We start from the raw sequence: 20,842 nt of genomic DNA, 5'->3' as shown, positions 1-20,842 counted from the left end.
CTATTTATTGTCTTTTTTAGTCAAATCAAATGCTTTATTAATAATTTCAGTTTGGCCTTGCTGATGGTATTTGGTGTAACCAGTGGCCGGAGAGGCACTCTTCTTTCTCGCAATTACATCAGAAATGCCAATCTCAGGGAATTCTCTTAATATGAAAGACCAAGCTCCCATATTCTGAGGTTCTTCCTGTACCCAAATAGTTTCTGCTTTGGCAGGATACTGACCTAAAAGTTCTTGAATTTGATCTTTTGGGAACGGGTGCAATTGTTCTACACGAATAATTGCGATATCTTTTATCTCGTCTTTTTGTTGTTTCTCTAGTAAGTCATAAAAAACCTTTCCAGAACAAAGCAACACTCTTTTTACTTTTTTGGCATCGGCATAATCATCACCAATGGTCTCTCTAAAGCTAGTGCCAGGTAGGAACTCTTCCATTTTTGAAATAGCTCCAGGATGACGTAGCATAGATTTTGGAGACATATGCACACAAGGCTTTCTGAAAGGAAGTGCCAGCTGTCTTCTTAACATATGGAATATGTTTGCAGGTGTGGTACATGCACATACATACATGTTATACTCTGCCGACAGTTGCAAAAATCGCTCAGGTCTTGCGTTAGAATGCTCTGGTCCTTGTCCTTCATATCCATGAGGTAATAACAATACCAAACCATTTTGAGTTTTCCATTTAGACTCCGCAGCGGAGATAAATTGGTCAATCATGGTCTGGGCACCATTTGCAAAATCTCCAAACTGAGCTTCCCAAATCACTAAGGCATTTGGATTCGCCATAGCATAACCATATTCATAACCCATAACGGCATATTCAGATAAAAGAGAGTTATAAAGCTCAATTTTACCTTGTCCTTCTCTAATATGCTCTAAGTTATTATAATTGGCATTGGTCTCTATGTCATGAAGAACCGCATGTCTATGAGAGAAAGTCCCTCTTTGAACATCCTGTCCCGTCATTCTTAACCATTTTCCGTCGTTCAGAATAGACCCGAAGGCCATTAGTTCTGCCGCAGCCCAGTTAAATTCTTTCTCACCAGCAAAAATGCTACTTCTCTCTTCAAGAACTTTGCTTATCTGTTTGATGGCATTAAAACCTTTTGGAATGTTAGATAATGCTGCTCCAATTAAGGCAATAGCTTCTTTGTCAATTCCAGTTTTTGGAGAGAAAAGGAAGTCTTCTTTTTTTGATTTTCTTAACAGCTGCCATTCTTGCTCCAGTTTAGGAAGCTCATAAGGAAGTTGTCTTTGCTTAACCTTAGAAAGTAGCTCTTGTAAATTACTATCAAAAGAAGCTTTCAATTGCTTGGCTAGACCAATATTGTCTTCGCCCTGTTCTTTTAACTTTTGTAAATAAACGTCACGAGGGTTTTGATGGTCGTTTATAAATTTATACATAGATGGCTGCGTGAACCTTGGCTCATCAGCTTCATTATGACCATATTTACGATAGCAAATCATATCAATAAATACGTCTCTATTAAATTCTTGTCTAAACTCAATCGCCAGCTGCATAGCATAAACTACCGCTTCCGGATCGTCTCCATTGACGTGGAAAATAGGTGTATCTAGAATTTTGGCAACATCGGAGCAGTATAAGCTAGATCTTGCGTCATCATTATCAGTAGTAAAACCAACCTGATTATTAATGATAAAATGAATAGAACCACCTACATAATATCCAGGTAGGTTAGACATTTGGGTGATTTCGTAAACGATACCCTGACCAGCTAGAGAAGCATCTCCATGAATAATGATAGGAAGAATACGGTCATATATGTCGTCGAAATCATTTATTTTTCTACCACTACTCTCATAGTGAGCATCTGCTCTAGCTCGGGCATAACCTAAAACCACAGGGTCTACCGCCTCTAAGTGAGATGGATTAGCCATTAGTTTTAAACTCACTCTTTTGCCAGCAGGTGTTAAAACCTGGGAAGTATATCCCATGTGATATTTTACATCACCATCGCTATACTCTTCTTCTTCTATGTTTTCTTCAAATTCATTGAAAATTTGCTCGTAAGGTTTTTGCATAATGTTTGTTAAAACATTTAGCCTACCTCTATGTGCCATTCCAATGACCACTTCTTCCACACCTAGTTCTGCACCTTTCAAAATGGCTGCATCTAGAGCTGGAATTGTGGATTCACCTCCTTCTATAGAGAAACGTTTTTTTCCTAAGTATTTGGTATGTAAAAAGTTTTCAAAAGCCGCAGCTTGATTTAACTTCTTCAGGATCCTTTTCTGTTGTTCTACAGAGGGTTTGAATTTAAGATATTCACCTTCAATTTTCCTTCTAAACCAACCTTTGATTTTACGGTCCCTAATATATTGATATTCAAAACCTATAGGCCCTAGATATACCTTTCTAAGGGTATCATTGATTTCTCTTAGGGTGCCTGGTCTACCAAGGACTTCAATTCCGGCTTCAAAAACCGTGTCAAGATCAGCCTCTGATAATTTGAAGTCTTCGAGATTTAAACTAGGGTCGTGTTTTCTTTCTGGCCACAGCGGGTTGATTTTGGCTGCCATGTGCCCACGGGCACGAATACCACGAATGAGGTGAACTACCTCAATTTCTTTGCGTACGTGCTCATTAGACTTATCGCCTGATGCGGTAGTAGCCGTGCCATTACTCTTCCATTGTTCCGAAAATTCGAAACCCTTGAAAAAGTTTTGCCAGCTTTCATCTACTGATTCTGGATTTTCTTTGAACTGCTCATAGATTGATTCTATAGCTGAGACGTCTGCATTTGCCAAGTAAGAGTACTGGTCCATTGATTTTTTAATAATGCTTAATGCTCTGATAAGATAGGAAAGGCAAAGTTAAAATTTGCTTTTAAAACGAAGTAACAATAAACCTATTTTCTCAATGAAATATGTCTTTTTATTTAAATTTAAAGTCAAGAAATCATTATTAATGGGGAAGAGTATTGATTTACAAGATTTTATTGGATTTTTCTAAGTCTATCTTTTGTTAGAATGAATTTAAAAGTGGACTTTTTTCATGTACTCCAAAAACATCATATCTAAACATAAGCTGAAATAAACCGTTTGGGTTTATTAATCCAGAAGTGGTTAATAGTCTCAAAGGATGAGGGTCATAAGAGATGCCAACTTTTGATGATTCTGAAATTTTCAGCTCGGCTGTGGTAATAATACTCATTTCGGTATTTTGTCTCAATCTAAAACTAGCTCCAATTCCGAGTCTATCTGCCAACCATAATTTAGGATTCAAATGAAGATGATTGGTATTGTCATATTCTATGTCTAAACCCGCTAATGCACTCAAATTGAGGGCAATGTTCTCCGCTATAGGTAGTCTATAGCCTGCCATTAAATAGATGGGTTTATAGACGAGTGTATAGAAGTTACTTTCAGAAATAAGCGTAGGGGCGGAGATACTCAAAAAAGCATCATCGGTAATGGCAGAAATACCTAATCCGAAAATAGGAGATAGCTGCTGGGTGAAATTCTGAGAGCCAATGAGGTTTGGAGTTACCACAAAACCACCGTTGAGACCGAGATTAATTCTCACTGCTTCTCTTTTTATAGCATAGGAGTACGAAAGGTTTAATCCATTACTTGTATTGCCTGTTAAAGTATTTCTGAACCCTTGAAATCCAAGAGAGCTGTTACTGGTACCCAGTTTACCTTCTAGTGAAACTATCTGAGAAATCAAGTTGGGTTTAAAGTTGCCACTAAATTGGTTTCCGAGCATAGCGGTCACCCCTAGGTTTCCTCTTTCTCCTGCAAATGCAGGATTTACCGCTAGAAGGTTAAACTGGTATTGGTCTGAAAGACCAAATTGACTAAATGCCGTGTGTCCGATTAATAAGAAAAGAAGGATTGTTTTCTTCATAAAGGTTTATTCAAATAACTCCTGCGAACCTACTCAAAAATGTGTCAAGAAATCATTTTAGGTACAAAAAAAACCGCTTGTTGTGGCAAGCGGTTTTCTAATTCATCTATTTGTGTCCTTAGTTCATTTGAACTATTTCAAACTCCGTTCTTCTATTTTTTTGATGCTGAGCTTCGGTACATTTAACACCATCCACGCAACCATTGAGTATTTTTGATTCTCCATATCCTGCAAAGGTTACTCTACTTCTGCTAATCCCTCTTTTGAAAAGGTATTCAGCAGATTCACTAGCTCTACCTTCTGAAAGTTTCTGATTGAAGTCTTTCGGGCTACGGCTATCTGTATGTGAAGCCAAGGCAATCTTCATACCTGGGTGTTCTCTCATTACTTTCACAAGCTTATCAATGCCTTCTCGAGCATCGGCTCTAATGTTATGTTTTCCATAGTCGAAATAAATATTTTCAATTTCAACGATATCTCCTGAACCAAACATGAAAACATTTGCGGTAACTCCACCATCAGCACAGCTTAATTTACTGACGGTTTTATCTTGTGAGGCTAAGTTGCTTTTAGCACCCGTTAATGTGTAATCACAACCTTCAGCCACTGTAAATTCGTAATAGCCAGATTCGTCGGTGTAGGCAGTTTGTGTGCTCGCATCACACTCATTTTTTAAAGAAACCAATACACCAGCCATAGGCTTATCCGTGTTTTGCATTAACACTCTACCTTTTATAATACAGGTTTTATTGTTGGAGAAACCACTTTCCGAAAGACCACTGGTAGGGCCTTGTACGCCTTTTCCATTGTTGTTTTTGGCAATGCCGTCTTGCTGATTAGCCGGAACAGGAGGAGTCATTGGTATTTCAAGTCTTGACGGTTCGTTGTCGCAGTTTTCTGTGGTTAAACTTACGATATTTGCGTTATAGCCATCTCTACTGGCAGAGAAAGTGTATTCCGTATTTTGACTAAGGTTCTTCAGCGTTAAACTTCCGTCTTCATCTGTCATTGCTTCTTGAATATTTCCGGAAGCATCCGTATATTTAATGGTTACGTTATCAAGGGGCATTTTTGTTTCAGCATCATACACCGCTAAAATCAAATCGCAACCTTCCTGAATTTCACATTCTCTTTCAAATTTGTAGATGTCGTCATCGTCTCCTCCTCTTTTTCTATTGGAGCTGAAGTAGCCACTTTTTCTCAAACCATCCGTAAGCATACCAAAGTCGTCATTGCTAGAGTTAATTGGAGTTCCTAAATTTATAGGAGCACCCTGAACTTTAGTGGCGTTTAATTGCACAAAGAAAATGTCCAATCCTCCAAGACCTGGAAGACCTTCGGAAGAAAAGTAAAGGTTTCCATTCTCGTCTACATATGGAAACATTTCATTTCCTTTTGTGTTAATTTCTGGACCCAAGTTAATTGGCTGCGACCAGTTTCCGTTGTCTATTTTGGCTGCATAAATATCCGTTCCTCCATAACCACCAGGCATGTCAGAAGCAAAGAATAGATAATCTTCGTTCGGAGATAATGTAGGGTGACCCGTGGAGTATTCGTCACTGTTAAATGGTAATTCAGCGATATCTGCCCATCCTTTTTTGTCGGCGTTGGCAATATATAGTTTTAGTTTATTGATGCCATCAGAGCTTTTTTCCGCTTTTCCTTTAACAAAATTATTTCTTGTGAAAATGACCCTTTGACCATCTTTAAAGAATGCAGAAGGTCCTTCATGATATTTTGAGTTTATAGAACCACTTAATCTTTCAGATTCTGTTTCTGGACTGTCTCCGTATCCGTGACCAGCAGAAATACTGGTACCACCGAATGAACCAATGGTTTTAGAGTCGTTAGCGGTAGGGGAGGTGTATTCATCATCACCAACCACGCCTGTTCTTTTTTTCTTACTATTTTTTGAAGAATTATTTGCAGAACTACTTCCACCCAAGCCAGCAGAGGAATTACTTCCTAGTTCGGCCAAATCTTCAAGGAAAAATAAATCTAAAAATGGTGTCTCACTCCATTGAAACACTCTACTTACGCCGGAAGTATTTTTTCTGTTGGAAACGAAAACTAAACCGTTTCTGAAATAAGAAGGGCTGAAGTCTGATGCAGTGGTATTTATAGAAAGATAATCTACATTATAACAGCTTGCGTTTTTAGACAAAACGGAAACGTCATTATAGAGCTTTGAGAAACCTTGACCTCTTGGGTCATTTTGAGCTTTCTGAGTATAGGTATCATACATCGTCTGAGACTCTTGGTATTTGCCATTACTAGCAAGCACCTGAGCATATTTCAGATAAACCATTGATTCTGTATCTGGAAGCTCTGCTCCAGAAGAGAACAGTTCTGCAAAAACTCTTTCTGCATTACCATTGTCTTTAAGTTTGGTATAACTGTCTGCCAGTTTGATTCTAGCCGATCTAGCATCATCAGGCTCTATGTTCTTTTTTGTTAAAGCTTGCTCGTATGCCTCAATCGCTCTAACATAGGATAGGTTGTCGTAATGGTGTTCTGCCATTTTAAGCAAGGACTGCTGGGCTGAGGCACTTAATGTGACTATAAAACCTAGCATCACCAAAAGAATATTTTTTTTGATTATGGCTAACATGTTTTGTTCAATTTATAGACCCAAATTAATGGACAGTTTTTCTTGCAATAGTTAAATTAGAAGTAACGCGGTGTAAGGATTTTGTTTTTGGTATAACCAAACTCATAACGTAAAAGACCTTCATGTGTTGGTGTTCCGGTTAACCTAGTGGTTACTTTTGAATTGGAATTCTCAGAATTTAAAGAAGTCATATTATAATCATAAGAATAACCTAGTCTTAGTTGAGGTGTTAACTGAAGTTCAAAAATTCCTATTAAGGCATCCATTACATCTTGACCAGATAATGTTGCTTGAGATTTTCTAGCAGAGAACCCAACGGCAATTTTATCTCTAAACCATACATTTATATTTCCATCTATTCCTAATGGGGCACCTTTAGTATATCTCAGCATTGTGGAAGGCTTGATTTTTACATTTCCTTTACCTACTACAAAGCCCAGCATAGCAAAATAGTGTCTTCTTTGTTTACTTTCGTAAGTTTCTCCATTGGAGACATAAGAAGAAAGTTGATTCTCAATGATTTTTGGCACAGAGAGGCCGATATAACCTCTATCTGTACTAAAGAAGAGACCTAGTCCAGCATTTGGGAACATTTTGTTGACATCATTGGAGCCGTCAAACACGTTGTCGCCAAGGCCTACATTAGCAACGCTAGAGAGGTTGTTACTGACATAGTCTAAGCCTAGCTGCACACCTAAAGCCAAGGTAGATTTAGCACCTACTTTTACCCGGTATGCATAAGGTATATTTATTCCCGTGGTTCTACTTACACCAATAGCATCGGTATATGCTGTAAGTCCCAGCCCCATTTTTTCATTTTTAAAGGGCATATCCAGTGTAAATGAATAGGTGGTAGGGGAGCCATTCACGCCGATCCATTGGTATCTACCAAGGGCGGTTAGACTTAAGACATCTCTACTACCTGCGTAAGATGGGTTGATAGCCAGAGTATTAAACATGTATTGTGAATACATGACCTCCTGCTGGGCATTTGACTGTAAAGCTGATAATGCACCAACTAGAAGTAAAGCCATTTTTCCAATTAACAATTTTAAACCTCTCATTTTGTATTATTCTATAGATTCAACTTTCGCTCTTCAGAAGTGTTCAATGTTCTGAATTTCAATATTTTGTAAAATTAAATTCGCTTGCTTATTAAATCGTCAAAAGAGGCTATACACCTCCTTTGATAGATTTTTTATTTTTTACTTCCTCCCGCTATGGTTATGAAGTTATAATATATTTTACCCTTAAATACTTCGCTATTGCTACTTTCAGCACTGAAGAAGTAAGTACCATCAGGCAACTTAGTTTCTATTTTGCTAGGTCTAATTCCTGTATTAGCAGTACCGTTCCAGCCGTCGCTGCTTCCAGGGAATTGTTTTTTGTAGTTTAAAGATTCAAAAACTAATTCACCCCATCTGTTATAGACTCTTAAGGTCACTTGGTCATTTTCTGTAATTCCAGATATTACCAATTTGTCGTTAAGTCCATCGTCGTTTGGAGATATACCACCGGGTATAGACACTGCCAAATTGGTTGGGTTATTATCCTTTCCACTTTTCAGTGTTACCGCCGTCGGCGTATTGTTATTACCTGGGTTGTTATCACCATCTGTATCTGGGTTAACACCTTCTGTAGACTTATCTGTCACCGTTCCAGAACCCGAAATTGCCGTTCCGTATATGGTGTTATTATAAGTGGCATTGCTTCCTCTGTTGTTTCTAACTTTTACTTTGAAAGTAAGTGTGTCAGAGGCTCCGGCTGCCAAGCTACTGTTTTGAGACAATAAGAAATCCAAGTCGACAACACCATCAAAGTCTGGATTCAATATTAAAGTGCTGTTAGCCGTCAATGACGGGCTTCCAATCATAGCAAAGTCTGTACTGTCATTAAATACCTTTGAAAGTGAATCAGTGAGTTGGATATTGGTCAATTTAACATCACCATAGTTTTTAACGACGACTTTATAAGTGATTTGGTAACTACCATCTACTATAGCCACGGTGTCTGTCATAGACTTGGCTATTCCTAGCGGTGTTACATTGCCGCCTGGCTGAATCATACCGCCAAAGTCAATTGGAGTAGGATTACTGTTATTTTCTGGAGTACCGTCTGCATCAGGGTCTGGATTAGAACCTACCGTAGATAAATCATCTGTAGAGCTTCCATTTTGATATCCTATTGCTAAGGCCATGTTTTCATACTTAGAGGTATCAGACTGTGATAGGTCTAACCTTGTCAGCATGGAAAGGCTTCGGGTAGTTTTAACAGGTAGCGTACTGGTACTATCTACTAGCATGTCTATCAATATTCCTTTTCCTGTGAAGTTAGGATTAACTGTTAAGCCCGCAGACACATCAAATATCCTGACACTGTCTATGATTACATTAGGTCCAAAGGTCTCGGCCAAGTTATCTTGAACCTGAACACCGGTGAAATCAATAATACCATAGTTTTTAACATTGAACTTAAATACAACGTCATAAATATTTTCACTCACCATCGCTATACTCACCATCTCTTTAGACAGACCAATTAAGTCTGGAGCCAGATTATTAAAGTTAAGAACAGTTGGATTTTCGCCTACTGGTGATGGGTTAGTTCCGTCATTAGACTTATCAGAGATGGTACTGTCGTTTGGCGTAACCGCTGTTACAGTTATATTCTTTCTGAACGGTCCATTATTACTATTCAATGTAAGATTAATGGTCCATCTCACCGTATCCACCTTATTTGGAGCAATTGAGCTACTGCTGGTATTTAACATGCAGAAGTTGGTGATTCCATCATAAGTAGTATTCAGAGCCAAAGTACTGTTAAGACCAAGGCTTGGAGCATCCTTAAGAGTTACCACTGCTGGGGCACCAAAAGAGCTAGAAAGTGTATCGCATAAGCTTATGTCTGTCAAGTTGGCATTGCCACAGTTTGATATCAAGGCTGTGTAAGTAATGTCAAATGAACCATCTACCAACTTCGTTGAATCTGAGACATAAAGAGCTACACCTAAACAAACGTCCTGAATAGAGTTAGAATCTTCTTCTTTCTCTAGGTTAAGCTCCGTAGGCTTAGCACCTGGTTCGTCAGGATTGTATCCTGTATTTGATACATCTACTACGGTAGAGCTTCCACCTCCAGTCAATGTGCCAGTACCCTGGGCTATGGCTTGGTTTAAGAATTTCTTAACCTCGTTGGCGTTCACGTTTACTTTGAAAATTATAGTATCTGTAACGCCTAAAGCTAAAGTACTGCTTGGAAGTGTTAATTCAGGATTTGCTTTTCCATCAAAGTTTGTGTTCACTACTAAGCCACTTCCTGCATTAATAATTGGCAAACCTAGTATTGAATATGTGGATGGTAACTTAAATGTATTACTCAAAGTATCACTTACAATTACATTGGATAGTGCCAACGAACCGTTGTTTTTAACCAAAGCTTGGAATGTTACGTTTAGTGAACCGTCCACTTCTGTCAAGGTATCTATGATGGCAAGCGATAAGCCAATACTTGGTGTTTTGTAAAGTTTAACCACCGTTGGAGTTCCGCTAGGAGCGTCGATAAATATTCCATCATTAGAGACATCTGATATATCTTGAGGGATATTGAATATGGTCTGAGCAACACCAGAGGCCACGGCGTTAACACTATATGGGCCTTCGGTTCCGTTCGGTACTAGGTTTACAACCCATGTTACCGTATCCGTTATTCCTGTTCCTAAAGAACTTGTCGTAATCTTAAGCAATTCAGTGACGCCGTTTCCATCGTAATTTTCATTTGGAACTAAAGAGCTACCAGAATTGGCAGTTGGCTGCTGAATGAGTGCATAGGTAGCTGTGTTACCAAACATGCTTTTCATATTAGCTACAAGACTAAGTCCCGTCAGATTTGCGTTTCCACAGTTCTGAATTAGAGCAGTGAACTTGATGTTGTAGGTACCATCTCCTTGTCTCGTGGAATCAGCTTTTAGTGCCGTAGCAATACAAGACTCCTGACAAGTAGCACACTCTAGGTCAAACTTGCTCGAGTTGTTACTCTTAATTGGGTCTGTCTGGTCAAGGTCTGTTATTTTAACCACATTAGACACGATACCCGACTTATTGATTTTAGCCGTATAGATGAATGTTCTTGAAGCACCTTTGGCTAATTCTGGAATGGTGGTTGTCAACTTTCCATTAAGATTGGTTAGGCCTGGTGTAGAGCTAACTATTTCTAATCCGGCAGGAAGTATATTTTCGATATCAATATTTGTTGCAGTATCAGGTCCGTTGTTTTTTACTGTAATGGTGTAAACCACTTGGTCTCCAAGCGAAACTGAAGTTTTGTTTCCAACTATCAATATTCCTACCTCAGCATCGGATGCGTTAATATTACAATCATCGATGACCACTGATATCTTAGAGGCGTTGCTATAGCAACCTAACTCACTTCTTTCAAATACATAGTAATCACCGGATGGCATGGCCGACACATTTCCTAGCATTGGAGATGTAGGGGTAGAGCCCGTATGGAATTCAAATGTACCGTTTTCAGACGCTGGAGTGCTTGTTACATTAGCATTTAAGTTAACCGTAGTCGCTGGACAAACGTTTTTAGCTTGAGAGTTGACTGATGGTCCAGCAATACCGGACATATTGGTTACTTCTATTTTCTCTGAGCTTATAGAGGCACAGCCATTTGCATTGATAAGTTTAACAGAAAACTCTCCTGCAAGACCTACTTTAATGCTCTTTGTCGTTTGGCCGTTGCTCCAAAGGTATGATGCAGCGGTTTCGTTGGCTTCAAGAGTTACAGAATCTCCTAAACAAATAACAGGTGATTTGCTACTTGTTATGGTTGGTTTCGTCTTAACTCCATTTATTGTTAATACCAGAGAAGCTTTAGCAGCCACACAAGAACCTTCGTTATCTGGGTCGTTGGTGGTTAGTGTTAATGTTACCGAACCATTTGTAACATCTGCCAAGCTATACTTATAAGTCGTAATTGGGTTTAGTGCATTTGCAAAAGTACCCGTACCAGAAGTAGTCCATGTTCCCGTTTGGGCGGAGCCTCCAATTTTACCATTTAGTGGGAAAGTATCTCCAGCTAAACATACTGTGGAGTCCTTCCCAGCCGAAGCGGTAGCAGGATTTATGATACAATCAACGGGAGATTCACAGGCTATTATTCCGACTTCAATTTTAGAGCCTGTACTATAACATCCATTTCCTCCGTCTTCAAATACATAGAATGTACCAGAAGTGGCTATGCTCGTAATATTCGATACAGCAGGAGAATTAGGAGAGTTTGCGGTGCGGAATACAAAACTTCCACCTACAGTTTTGACGGAACTTGTAACCGCATTATTAAGATTTACGGTTTCCACTGGACAATCATTTGTCAGTGTGCTTACCGTTGGAGCTACAATACTGTTATTGGTAACACCTACCGTAACGGTGTTAGATTCTTCACTTTGACAAGTGGAACCCTTGCATATAGCGGAGTAGCTAGTCATGGTGGTAGGAGATACATTTATAACTGGTCCTGTTTCACCAGTGTTCCATACAATAGTCCCTACACATCCTGCAGCTTCTAAAGTGGTAGATGCTCCCAAACAAATCTGTGTATTTTGACATTTGACTTGTGGCGGGAACGGGTTGCCTACATTGATGGTAGCAGGTGCAGAAACTTGACTTTCACAAGTTCCTATCCAACAAGATGCCGTATAAACTGTGGTTTGGGTAGGAGATACCGTTATAGAATTTCCTACAGAACCATTACTCCAGCTCACTGTTCCTTCACAACCAAGACCATTTAAGGTGATAGACTCACCAGGACATATTCTTGATGCACTACAGCTGATTACTGGAGAAGTAGGAGCTGTAATAACATTTATAACTACAGGGTTAGATGCTCCAGAAGTACATGTTCCAATTTTACAATTTGCAGTATAAGTGGTTTTAAAAGATGGAGAGACCTCGATTATATTTCCGGTTTGACCTCCAGACCAAAGCACTGTTCCTGAGCAACCCGTGGCGGTTAATGTCACTTTTGAACTTGAACAAACTGTATTTCCGCTTGTAGTCACATTTGGAGATTCCAAAGTGCCTATAGTGATATTCACTGTATTTGAGTTTCCACTTGTACACGAGGCGTTAGAACATGTTGCCGTGAAAGAAGTGTTTGCTGCGATATTGGCTGTAATTGATGCTCCCGTTTTACCATTTGACCATTTTACTGTTCCATTACAACCCGTGGCAGTAAGTGTTACATCACCGGCTTCACATAATTGATTAGACGAAGCAGCAATAACTGGAGGGGTTCCGTTGGTTACTTTTATACTCACAGAGGCTGTTCCAGTACAATTTCCAGAACCACATGTTACTGTGTATGTCGTAGTAGCTGCAGGGCTTACAGAAATAGAAGTTGTACTAGCACCCGTACTCCATAGTAAGTTAGATGAACAGTTCGAAGCAGTCAATGTAGTACTACCGCCCACGCAAATCTCATTATTGGAGGCCGTAACAGTTGGTTTAACTCCGCTACCAACGGTAACGGTTTCAAAAGCAGTTCCTGAACAAGAGCTAGAGCCACATGTTACAGAGTAGGTAGTGGTTACTGTCGGATTTACTTTAATGCTAGCTGAGGTTGCATTCGTGTTCCAGGTAAAGGCTCCAGAGCAGTTTGTAACTGTTAAGGTTACTGTATCTCCAGAACAAATGTTGTTTGAAGTGGCAGTTATTATCGGTGATTGACCAGAACCTACTTCTATGGTTATGTTACCTGAGGCTCCACTAATACAAGTACCTACAGAACAAGTAGCAGAGTAGGTCGTGGTAGCGGTTGGTGTTACATTAATAGATGTGCCAGTCATGCCGTTGCTCCATTTAACGGAACCATTGCATGAAGTGGCGGTTAATGTTACGACTTCGCCAGAACAAATATTGGTGTTATTTGCTTTTACGGTAGGAACAGATGGAGAGCCTACAATGATGGTTAATAAATTAGACTCTTGGCTAACGCATGTATTTACTCTACAAACGGCAGTATAATTAGTGATGGCAGCCGGGCTAACTGAAATAGAGGCTCCCACAGAACCATTAGACCATTCCACAGTTCCAGTACATCCAACGGCTACTAAAGTAGTACTTTGACCTTGGCATATTTCTAACTTATTGCTAGATATAATAGGCGTTAATGGATTACAAGCTGGAATTACCGTAATATCTGCAGTATCCTCATCATCTTCGTTTACACCACTTGCCGGTTTAGAATCTGGGTCATTTTGGTCGGCAGCAGTAATTTCGGCCCTGTTGGTAACAAGTCCTTCTGTTGCAGTAACTTTTGCTTTAATAGAGAATTGTAGTGTTTGTCCACTAGCAATTGCGTCAAAGCGTGCTTTGATAAGGTTGTCTGTTACGGTGATTCCGCTTGCTCCAACCGAGGAAACGTAACTTAATCCAGCTGGTAAAACATCCGTAACTTCTACATTAGTTGCGGCATCTGGGCCGGCATTATTAACTCTAATGGTATAGTTGATAACATCACCTGAAGAAGGAGAATTACTACTTACTAATTTTTGTAGACTTAAATCAGCTTCAGGGTCATTAGAAATTACCGTAATAATTTCGTCATCGTCATCGTCCTCATTTAATGTTATGGCATTTCCTGGAGTAGAATCCAGATCCACTTGATCTGCACTCATAACTTCAGCAATGTTAATTATATTTCCTGAGCCAATTACACGGGCTGTATATCTAAGCGTAATGGTTTGGTTTACAGCAATAGAAGCAATACTAGCTTCTAACGTTCCAGATGTATTGCTCAAGTCTGAACTTGAAACAAACACAAGGCCAGCGGGTAATACGTCTCTTACTTTAACATTGGTTGCCGCATTAGGTCCGCTATTGGAAACTCTGATGGTATAGTTTACGATATCATTTTGAGCTACCACTCTAGAATCTGCAAATTTAATTAAATCCAGATCAACGAACATGTCACAAGATTTTTCCACAATCTCAGCCACTGCCGGATTACTGTAACATCCTGCACCAGATTTTTCAAATAGATAATATTTCCCAGGCGTTGCCGAAGCCGTATTTGAAACTTTAGCAGAGCTGGATAGCGGGCCTGTATGCCACTCAAATTTACCACCGGGAGTGGTAATGGCGTTAATGATTAATTCGTTGAGGTTGGTGGTTTCGCCTAGGCAAACTTCTATGATATTGAAGCAAGACGGATTAGAGGGTCTTGCGTTTAAAATTACCGCCACAGGGACTCTTGGATTAACACATGCCAATGGGGCAGATGCTAATTGTGCGTAATAGGTAGTGGTGGTAGTAGGGAAAATTAAATGTTTTTGACCACTTTGGGTAACAAATATTGGTGTACCGCCTGCCGAGCTATAGTACCAAGAAATATCCCCCGTATTTGTAGAACTAGCTTCCAAATAAGTGGAATCTCCTACACAAAGGTTATCAGCCACTACAGATATAGTTACAATTTCTGGACATTCGGTTTGCAGGTGTAAACCAGCATCCACATCATTATTATTTCTTCCTTTATTACCAATAGGTAAAGAGGTATCAATACTTATGGAGCCTGTTTTTCCTGTGGCAGGATCAACGTCATTATCAACAGCGTCGTTTACAACATCTTTAGGAGAGAAAACATATTCTGGAGCATTTTTGAATTGAACTTGGTAAGTGCCAGTGATCAGGCTATCGAAAAGATAACTTCCGTTCGGACCAGATATGGTACTATCAATTTTAACATTTAATTCATTTAGCAAATAAACCGTAACGTTATTTAAACCCGTTTCTCCTACATCCTGAATACCATTAGAATTTGTATCGGTCCAAACAAAGTCTCCAATAGAGCCATATGGTCCTTCAAACAATACAAAAGGACAGCATCCACCAGAAGGGCAAACACTGTTAGAGGCTTCAAAAGTATAAGATCCAACACTGGAAACAGCCAAAGTCCCGTTCGGGTTTAAAGTAGTTCCAGCTGTATTATTATTAATTTCTGTCCCATTCTTAAACCATTTAATTCCTAAGCCATTATTAAATGGTTGGGGAATGCTAAGCTCGTATTCATCTCCTGGATACCAAGTAACTGGTATACTGAAGCAAGAATTTTTCATGTCATCTTCTGATAGCGAATTATTACCAGGGCTTGAATCCGTATCGTTTTGGTCAAGAGCCATTATTTCAGCGATACTGAAGTAAATGCCTTGTTGACTCGTTTTCGCAGAGATTTCTAATGTAGCAGAATCTCCAGCAGCAATGTTTGCTATATTCCAAATCACCAGACCATTTGCCGCATTATATGAGGCAGTACCTTCCTGAGCGTTCAGGACGACATTGGTAATCCCTCCATAAGGGGTTTGGTCATTGACCACCACACCTGTGGCTGGGTTAGCACCTTCATTTTTTACATAAAGCGTGTATATGATATCTTCACCAACATTGGGCGTTGACTTATTAATAGCATGCCTCAAAGCTAGATCTGTGTCTTGACCATACAGGTTCATCGCGGATATTGTTAGCAACATGACCAAAGTGGTGATAAAGCTTAAATGACGATTGACGATTGTAAAATTTGATATCATATTTTTTAGGCTTTTGCACGATGGAACAATAGTCCTTAAGTTTTTTAAAGCAGGTGAAGCTATAATCGATGCTAGATTTGAATTATCTGTCCAAGATTTGGTTAGGTAATTATCTTCTTTTCTGTTGGTTAGAAAAGAATGGTCAAAAGTGGAGACTTTGTATGCCTTAAAACTATTATAGCCAAGGTCTGGCGTAGCTATAGGGCCACCGATCTTGGTGTTCGTTGATAACAACGAGGAACTTTCGTTCTTTTGGTTAGTTTTTAAAGTAAACATTGTAAGCATCTGATGTCAGATTTTTCGTCAAGAAAATAATGTGAAAATTGATTTTGGTCAATAGTCGGCACAGATCTTTCTTGAATCACATTAATTGAAACGAAAATTATGCCAAAGGGCGATTGTCCTGGTCTTTTCATGTTTCTTACGATGAATAATAATTTAAGCTCCTGATTGCTAGTGAATTAATACATACCACTCCTGTGCTTGAATTAACACGGAATATTGCATGAATTTACCAAATTTAGCTTGGAATCACTATATATGGCTTGCACTAAAATTGTGCCAAAAAGAATCTATGATCTTGATTTACAGATTTATTGAGGTTCTTTATTACTTTGAATAAGTAAATATTAAGTATGATTAATTGGTGAATTTTCTAGAATTCATGACCCAATGATAAGTAGAATTTACCCTTGCTGAACTCCTTATTTTCAAGCCCAAAGGCATAGTCAGCCTTTACGAAAAAGCCTAAAATGGTGGTTCTTATACCACCTCCGTATCCAGATAAGAAAGGGTTCTTGAAATTAGTAACCACGGCATAAAAGGGGTTGTTGATGCCCTCAATTTTAGAACCTCCTATGACTTGGGTATTAAGGCTATTTTCGCGACTCCACGGGCCTTTATCTCCCATCCATGCCGTACCTATATCATTAAATACTACCAGCTGTAGGTTTCTAATCATGCTAGAAGTAACAGTATTTTTAGAAAAATACCCCGCAAGAGATAATCTTAATTCAAGGTTAACCAAGATGTGTTTGGTACCGTAAAGTTTGGCAAAATCAAAGCCTCTTAAATTCCCTGCATAATTATAAAAAACAATATCTTTTAAATTACCTGGTGTTCCTCCTATTTGGTTGTTAGTACTGTAAATATCTCTATTTAATGTATTCTCCATTCCTCCTAAGAAGGTGTATTTGGGACTATTCCCTGTCGAGCTACCGTAGTTAAACCTGGCGGCAAATTGAAGTCCAGAAGTGATATTCTGATAATGCCTGGCGTCAATATAAAGGCCATTAAAGCTTTCATTAGGATCTCCAAAAGCCAGGTTCTTTTGATAAGAGATTTTGGCTCTTGTACCAGACAAAAAGCCATCTCCTAGTAGTTTCTTTGTGTTGTCGTAAACGATTTCCGTTTTTACTCCACCGTAGGAATTTTTTTGCACGTCTCTGGCTACTTCATAATAATCTATATCATTATTGAAAAACAAAGAAGGCATTACATTCACCTTAAGGTTAGGACTAAGCGGATAAGAAATGGTTCCTATAATATTGTGGAGGTATATTCTTCTATTAAGGGTTTCTCTTCTCAGTGCAATATTCAAAGGGTTCAGAATATAGAACTGTTTTTCTGTTCTAGGATCCACAATAATAGATCTTCTTTCAAAAGCAATTCCCCAATCTACTCTTTTTTTGTAATTGGTGTAGCTCGCCTTAATGTCATGATTTTTGACAGTTGGTGTAATGAATAAGTCGAATTTTATAACATGATTCTCCAGTAAGTCGTTTAGAGATAAGGAATTATTCATTCCTAGCTTTCTAACAGGGTCATTATAAAAGTCTGTTTTAAGGTCTTGCGTGAGGAGTAGATTTTGATATGCTTTTGGCGTTGATATTTTAAACTCTTCGTTGCCTCTTATTAATCTATTTCTATTAAAAGTACTGGTTTGTTCAGGAAGAACTTGACTGACAAGCTCCGTAGCTTTAAGAACGTTAACCTCTTCAAACTCGTAGTATTCTGTATCTATCTCATCATCCTTTAAGTTGATGAGTTTGGGGATTTGATTTCCTGTACTGCTAAAGTTAGGACGTTTCTCCTCAATTGGAATATCTTTTTTAGAGATCACAGAGCCATTTGATAGGTAGTAGGCTTTCCATTCTTGGATAAATCTTCCAAAGGAAATTCCTAAAGTACTGGTGATGCTACTCTGCTCGGCTCTAATTATTCTAGTGAGGTTGAGAATGTTTGAAATGTTATCCCTTCCATATTTTTCGGCTATATAATGCCAAATAGATCTACCGAGGATTTTGGCATCTGCGGAGCTAAGATTGTTAAGTTTTTTGTTGTCATTCCTAAGCAAAGCCTCTTTTATCTCAGCCAGATCTTGCTCAGACATACCGTCTTTAGAGATGTAAGATGATATACCGCTCATATACCATTCTGGTACAGTAAGTAATAAAGAACTCTGGAGAACTTCCTTTAAAGAGCCACCAAAAAGCATGTCGTAAACAAAAAGTCCAGAAATTTGATTAACTAATTCTGTCTTAAAAATACTGTCGTTTCCAGTATACGGAATTTCTATTCTAGCCCTTGAAAGGTTTAATATTCCGCCATCATATTCTATAGGGGTGGTAAGCCCAATATTACTCTGCTCCATTTGCTTAGGAGTATTATAAAGGAATATTTTCATGGAAGTGAAAGGGGTATAACCAAGTATCTCGGTTATTTTCCTGTATTCACCTTCAGCTATTTTGGCGGCTTTCATGGCAATCTCTTGCCCACCTCTATAATAGTTGAATTCAAAGTTGTTACTATTTATAGTTTTCCAATCTAGCTTCCGAAGCTGAATTCTATTTCTACCAAAGGTTTCTTGTGAAACGGAGTAATACCCTTGCGAGAATGCCGTCATACTCCCTAAAATAAGAAGTAGCGTAAAAACTTTTTTCATAGTACAGACTTAAAAATAATGCTTACGAATATAACGGATAATAACGCTCAATAGTTGATTCCCGGTCAATTTCTTTTCCTTCAATAATGTATTCTACAAGTTGGTTTGCAAAGAAAGGAGCCAACGAAACGCCCTTTGTACCTAGACCATTAAAAATGAGAATATTTTTGTGAATAGGATGGTCTCCTAGGATGGGTCTTCGGTCTTCTACAGCAGGTCTTATCCCAGCGTGCTGAGCTATTACTTTGATTTCTGGAATCAGAAAGCTTTTAGATTTTTCTAAGATGGATGCTCTTGCGTCGGCCGTTGTTTCAAAATCCAAATTATCCCAATCATAGGTAGAACCCATTTTATATTTCCCTTGGCCAATGGGCATTATCCAAGAGCCTTGGTTTACAATAAAATCAAATTGTGAGCCTTCTAATGTTATATCCAGTGTTTCTCCTTTTACGGGATTAAATGGAAGCCAATTGAAATAAGGGTTGCTTTTAACATGCACGCCCTCGCAGAAAATAATATATTTATACTGTTCTCCCTTATATTCAATGTGTTCCGTATGTCTAATTAGACCATCAATATTAAAATCCCCTTCTTCCAGAATTTGTTTTGAATGAAAGTATTGAGCCGACTTTTCCAAAAATAAGGGTACATCTAACCTGCCACTTTCTGAGGTACTTATTCCTCCTAATGGTTCATTTATAATGCCTTTTAAGGACTCATTGTGAGCTACATATTCTATAAGGTTTCCAAGCTCTTTGTGCTCAATAGCTCTGAGGAATTGTGACTTCTGATTCTCGTTTTTAAAGGGCCTATATATTTGCATTTTATGAAGGAATGTTTCCTCCATTAACACTTCCAGATTGGAATAAAACTGATCCATGAAAGCAAATATTTCCTCCTGCATCCATGTTTTCGCCAGTCTTTTTCCAGTAACTGGATTAAACATTCCTCCAGCTACTTTAGAGCTACTGGCTAAATTGCTGTTATGAAGTATTTTGACCGTCTTTCCTTTTGCAAGAAGTTGATGTGCCAGGCATGTTCCAGCTATACCTTGACCTATAATTAGGAACTCAGCCTTCATCGTTTCTTATTTTTATTGAAAGAGCTTCGTCTGCCATAATACACACCATTTCAATTTGCTCGTCAAGTGTCATATAAGAAGTGTCTATTACTTGGGCATCAGGTACTTGGGTTAGTGGACTTTCTTTCCTGGTCGTGTCTATTTGATCTCTTTTTTCAATGTTAGAAAGTATATCCTCTATGCTTTGAATTTCTTTTTTCTCCATTAATTCAATTTGCCTCCTTTGGGCTCTTATCAATGGATCTGCGGTCATGAAAATTTTTAGTTCTGCATCTGGAAAAACAACAGAGGAAATGTCTCTTCCATCCATAACCACTCCTTTCTTTTCTCCGATTTTACGTTGTTGAGCCACTAAAGCATGTCTTACTTCGGCTATGGCACTTACTTCACTTACTTTATTGGCCACATAGAGCTTTCTAATTTCATTCTCCACGTTTAGGCCGTTGAGGTAGGTCTGGTTTTCTCCAAACTTATTCCTTCTAAACTCTATAGAGATTTCGTCTAAAGCTTTATTGATTTGTTTGCTATCCGACAGAGAGATGTGTTTTTCGTGGAAATAGAGTGTTACGGCTCTATACATGGCTCCCGTGTCTATATAGGCATAGCCTAAATGGGCGGCTGCACCTTTTGCAGTTGATGATTTTCCACAGCTGGAATAGCCGTCTATCGCTATTATGATTTTGTACATTCAGAATTATTTGTTCAAAAATAACGGGATAGTTTTTAAGACCCTAATAAAACCA

Annotated in this window: 8 protein-coding genes; all 8 read right to left on the bottom strand. The window is 38.7% G+C overall.

Features of this window, described 5'->3' with window-relative positions; all coding sequences use genetic code 11:
- The 8 genes from ACTBZY_RS22045 to cmk all read right to left on the bottom strand — a co-directional run bounded on the left by ACTBZY_RS22045 (position 1) and on the right by cmk (position 20,787).
- A complete protein-coding gene (locus ACTBZY_RS22045; protein WP_463048554.1) occupies positions 1-2,790 on the bottom strand; it encodes a 2-oxoglutarate dehydrogenase E1 component in 2,790 nt (929 codons plus the stop codon).
- Between the two features lie 199 nt (positions 2,791-2,989).
- Complete coding sequence (locus ACTBZY_RS22040; protein ID WP_463048553.1) at positions 2,990-3,874, bottom strand: PorP/SprF family type IX secretion system membrane protein; 885 nt, start codon at positions 3,872-3,874, stop codon at positions 2,990-2,992.
- 118 nt (positions 3,875-3,992) lie between these two features.
- Positions 3,993-6,485: a carboxypeptidase regulatory-like domain-containing protein gene (locus ACTBZY_RS22035; RefSeq protein WP_463048552.1), complete on the bottom strand. Its 2,493-nt coding sequence runs from the start codon at positions 6,483-6,485 to the stop codon at positions 3,993-3,995.
- Between the two features lie 56 nt (positions 6,486-6,541).
- Positions 6,542-7,549 carry a PorP/SprF family type IX secretion system membrane protein gene (locus tag ACTBZY_RS22030; RefSeq protein ID WP_463048551.1) on the bottom strand — a complete coding sequence of 336 codons (1,008 nt, stop codon included), beginning with the start codon at positions 7,547-7,549 and terminating at the stop codon, positions 6,542-6,544.
- A gap of 134 nt (positions 7,550-7,683) precedes the next feature.
- A complete protein-coding gene (locus tag ACTBZY_RS22025) occupies positions 7,684-16,350 on the bottom strand; it encodes an SdrD B-like domain-containing protein (RefSeq protein WP_463048550.1) in 8,667 nt (2,888 codons plus the stop codon).
- Positions 16,351-16,729: 379 nt separating this feature from the next.
- Positions 16,730-19,018, bottom strand: a complete 2,289-nt coding sequence (locus ACTBZY_RS22020) for a hypothetical protein (RefSeq protein WP_463048549.1) — start codon at positions 19,016-19,018, stop codon at positions 16,730-16,732.
- 22 nt (positions 19,019-19,040) lie between these two features.
- On the bottom strand, positions 19,041-20,099 hold the full coding sequence (locus ACTBZY_RS22015; RefSeq protein WP_463048548.1) for an NAD(P)/FAD-dependent oxidoreductase: 1,059 nt from the start codon (positions 20,097-20,099) through the stop codon (positions 19,041-19,043).
- The gene (gene cmk / locus ACTBZY_RS22010; RefSeq protein ID WP_463048547.1) at positions 20,089-20,787 is read right to left on the bottom strand and encodes a (d)CMP kinase; all 699 of its coding nucleotides are present in this window, start codon (positions 20,785-20,787) and stop codon (positions 20,089-20,091) included. The genes ACTBZY_RS22015 and cmk overlap by 11 nt, the downstream gene beginning before the upstream one ends.
- Positions 20,788-20,842 lie beyond the last annotated feature (55 nt).

Source organism: Arcticibacterium sp. (assembly GCF_055134445.1).
The sequence above is the reverse complement of the archived record's forward strand: the minus strand, read 5'-3'. Positions and strand labels throughout refer to the sequence as shown.

What these genes read in the sequence shown, in the direction of transcription:
- ACTBZY_RS22045 (WP_463048554.1), bottom strand. Translation starts at nt 2,790, where the DNA reads ATGGACCAGTACTCTTACTTGGCAAATGCAGACGTCTCAGCTATAGAA.
- ACTBZY_RS22040 (WP_463048553.1), bottom strand. Translation starts at nt 3,874, where the DNA reads ATGAAGAAAACAATCCTTCTTTTCTTATTAATCGGACACACGGCATTT.
- ACTBZY_RS22035 (WP_463048552.1), bottom strand. Translation starts at nt 6,485, where the DNA reads ATGTTAGCCATAATCAAAAAAAATATTCTTTTGGTGATGCTAGGTTTT.
- ACTBZY_RS22030 (WP_463048551.1), bottom strand. Translation starts at nt 7,549, where the DNA reads ATGAGAGGTTTAAAATTGTTAATTGGAAAAATGGCTTTACTTCTAGTT.
- ACTBZY_RS22025 (WP_463048550.1), bottom strand. Translation starts at nt 16,350, where the DNA reads ATGTTTACTTTAAAAACTAACCAAAAGAACGAAAGTTCCTCGTTGTTA.
- ACTBZY_RS22020 (WP_463048549.1), bottom strand. Translation starts at nt 19,018, where the DNA reads ATGAAAAAAGTTTTTACGCTACTTCTTATTTTAGGGAGTATGACGGCA.
- ACTBZY_RS22015 (WP_463048548.1), bottom strand. Translation starts at nt 20,099, where the DNA reads ATGAAGGCTGAGTTCCTAATTATAGGTCAAGGTATAGCTGGAACATGC.
- cmk (WP_463048547.1), bottom strand. Translation starts at nt 20,787, where the DNA reads ATGTACAAAATCATAATAGCGATAGACGGCTATTCCAGCTGTGGAAAA.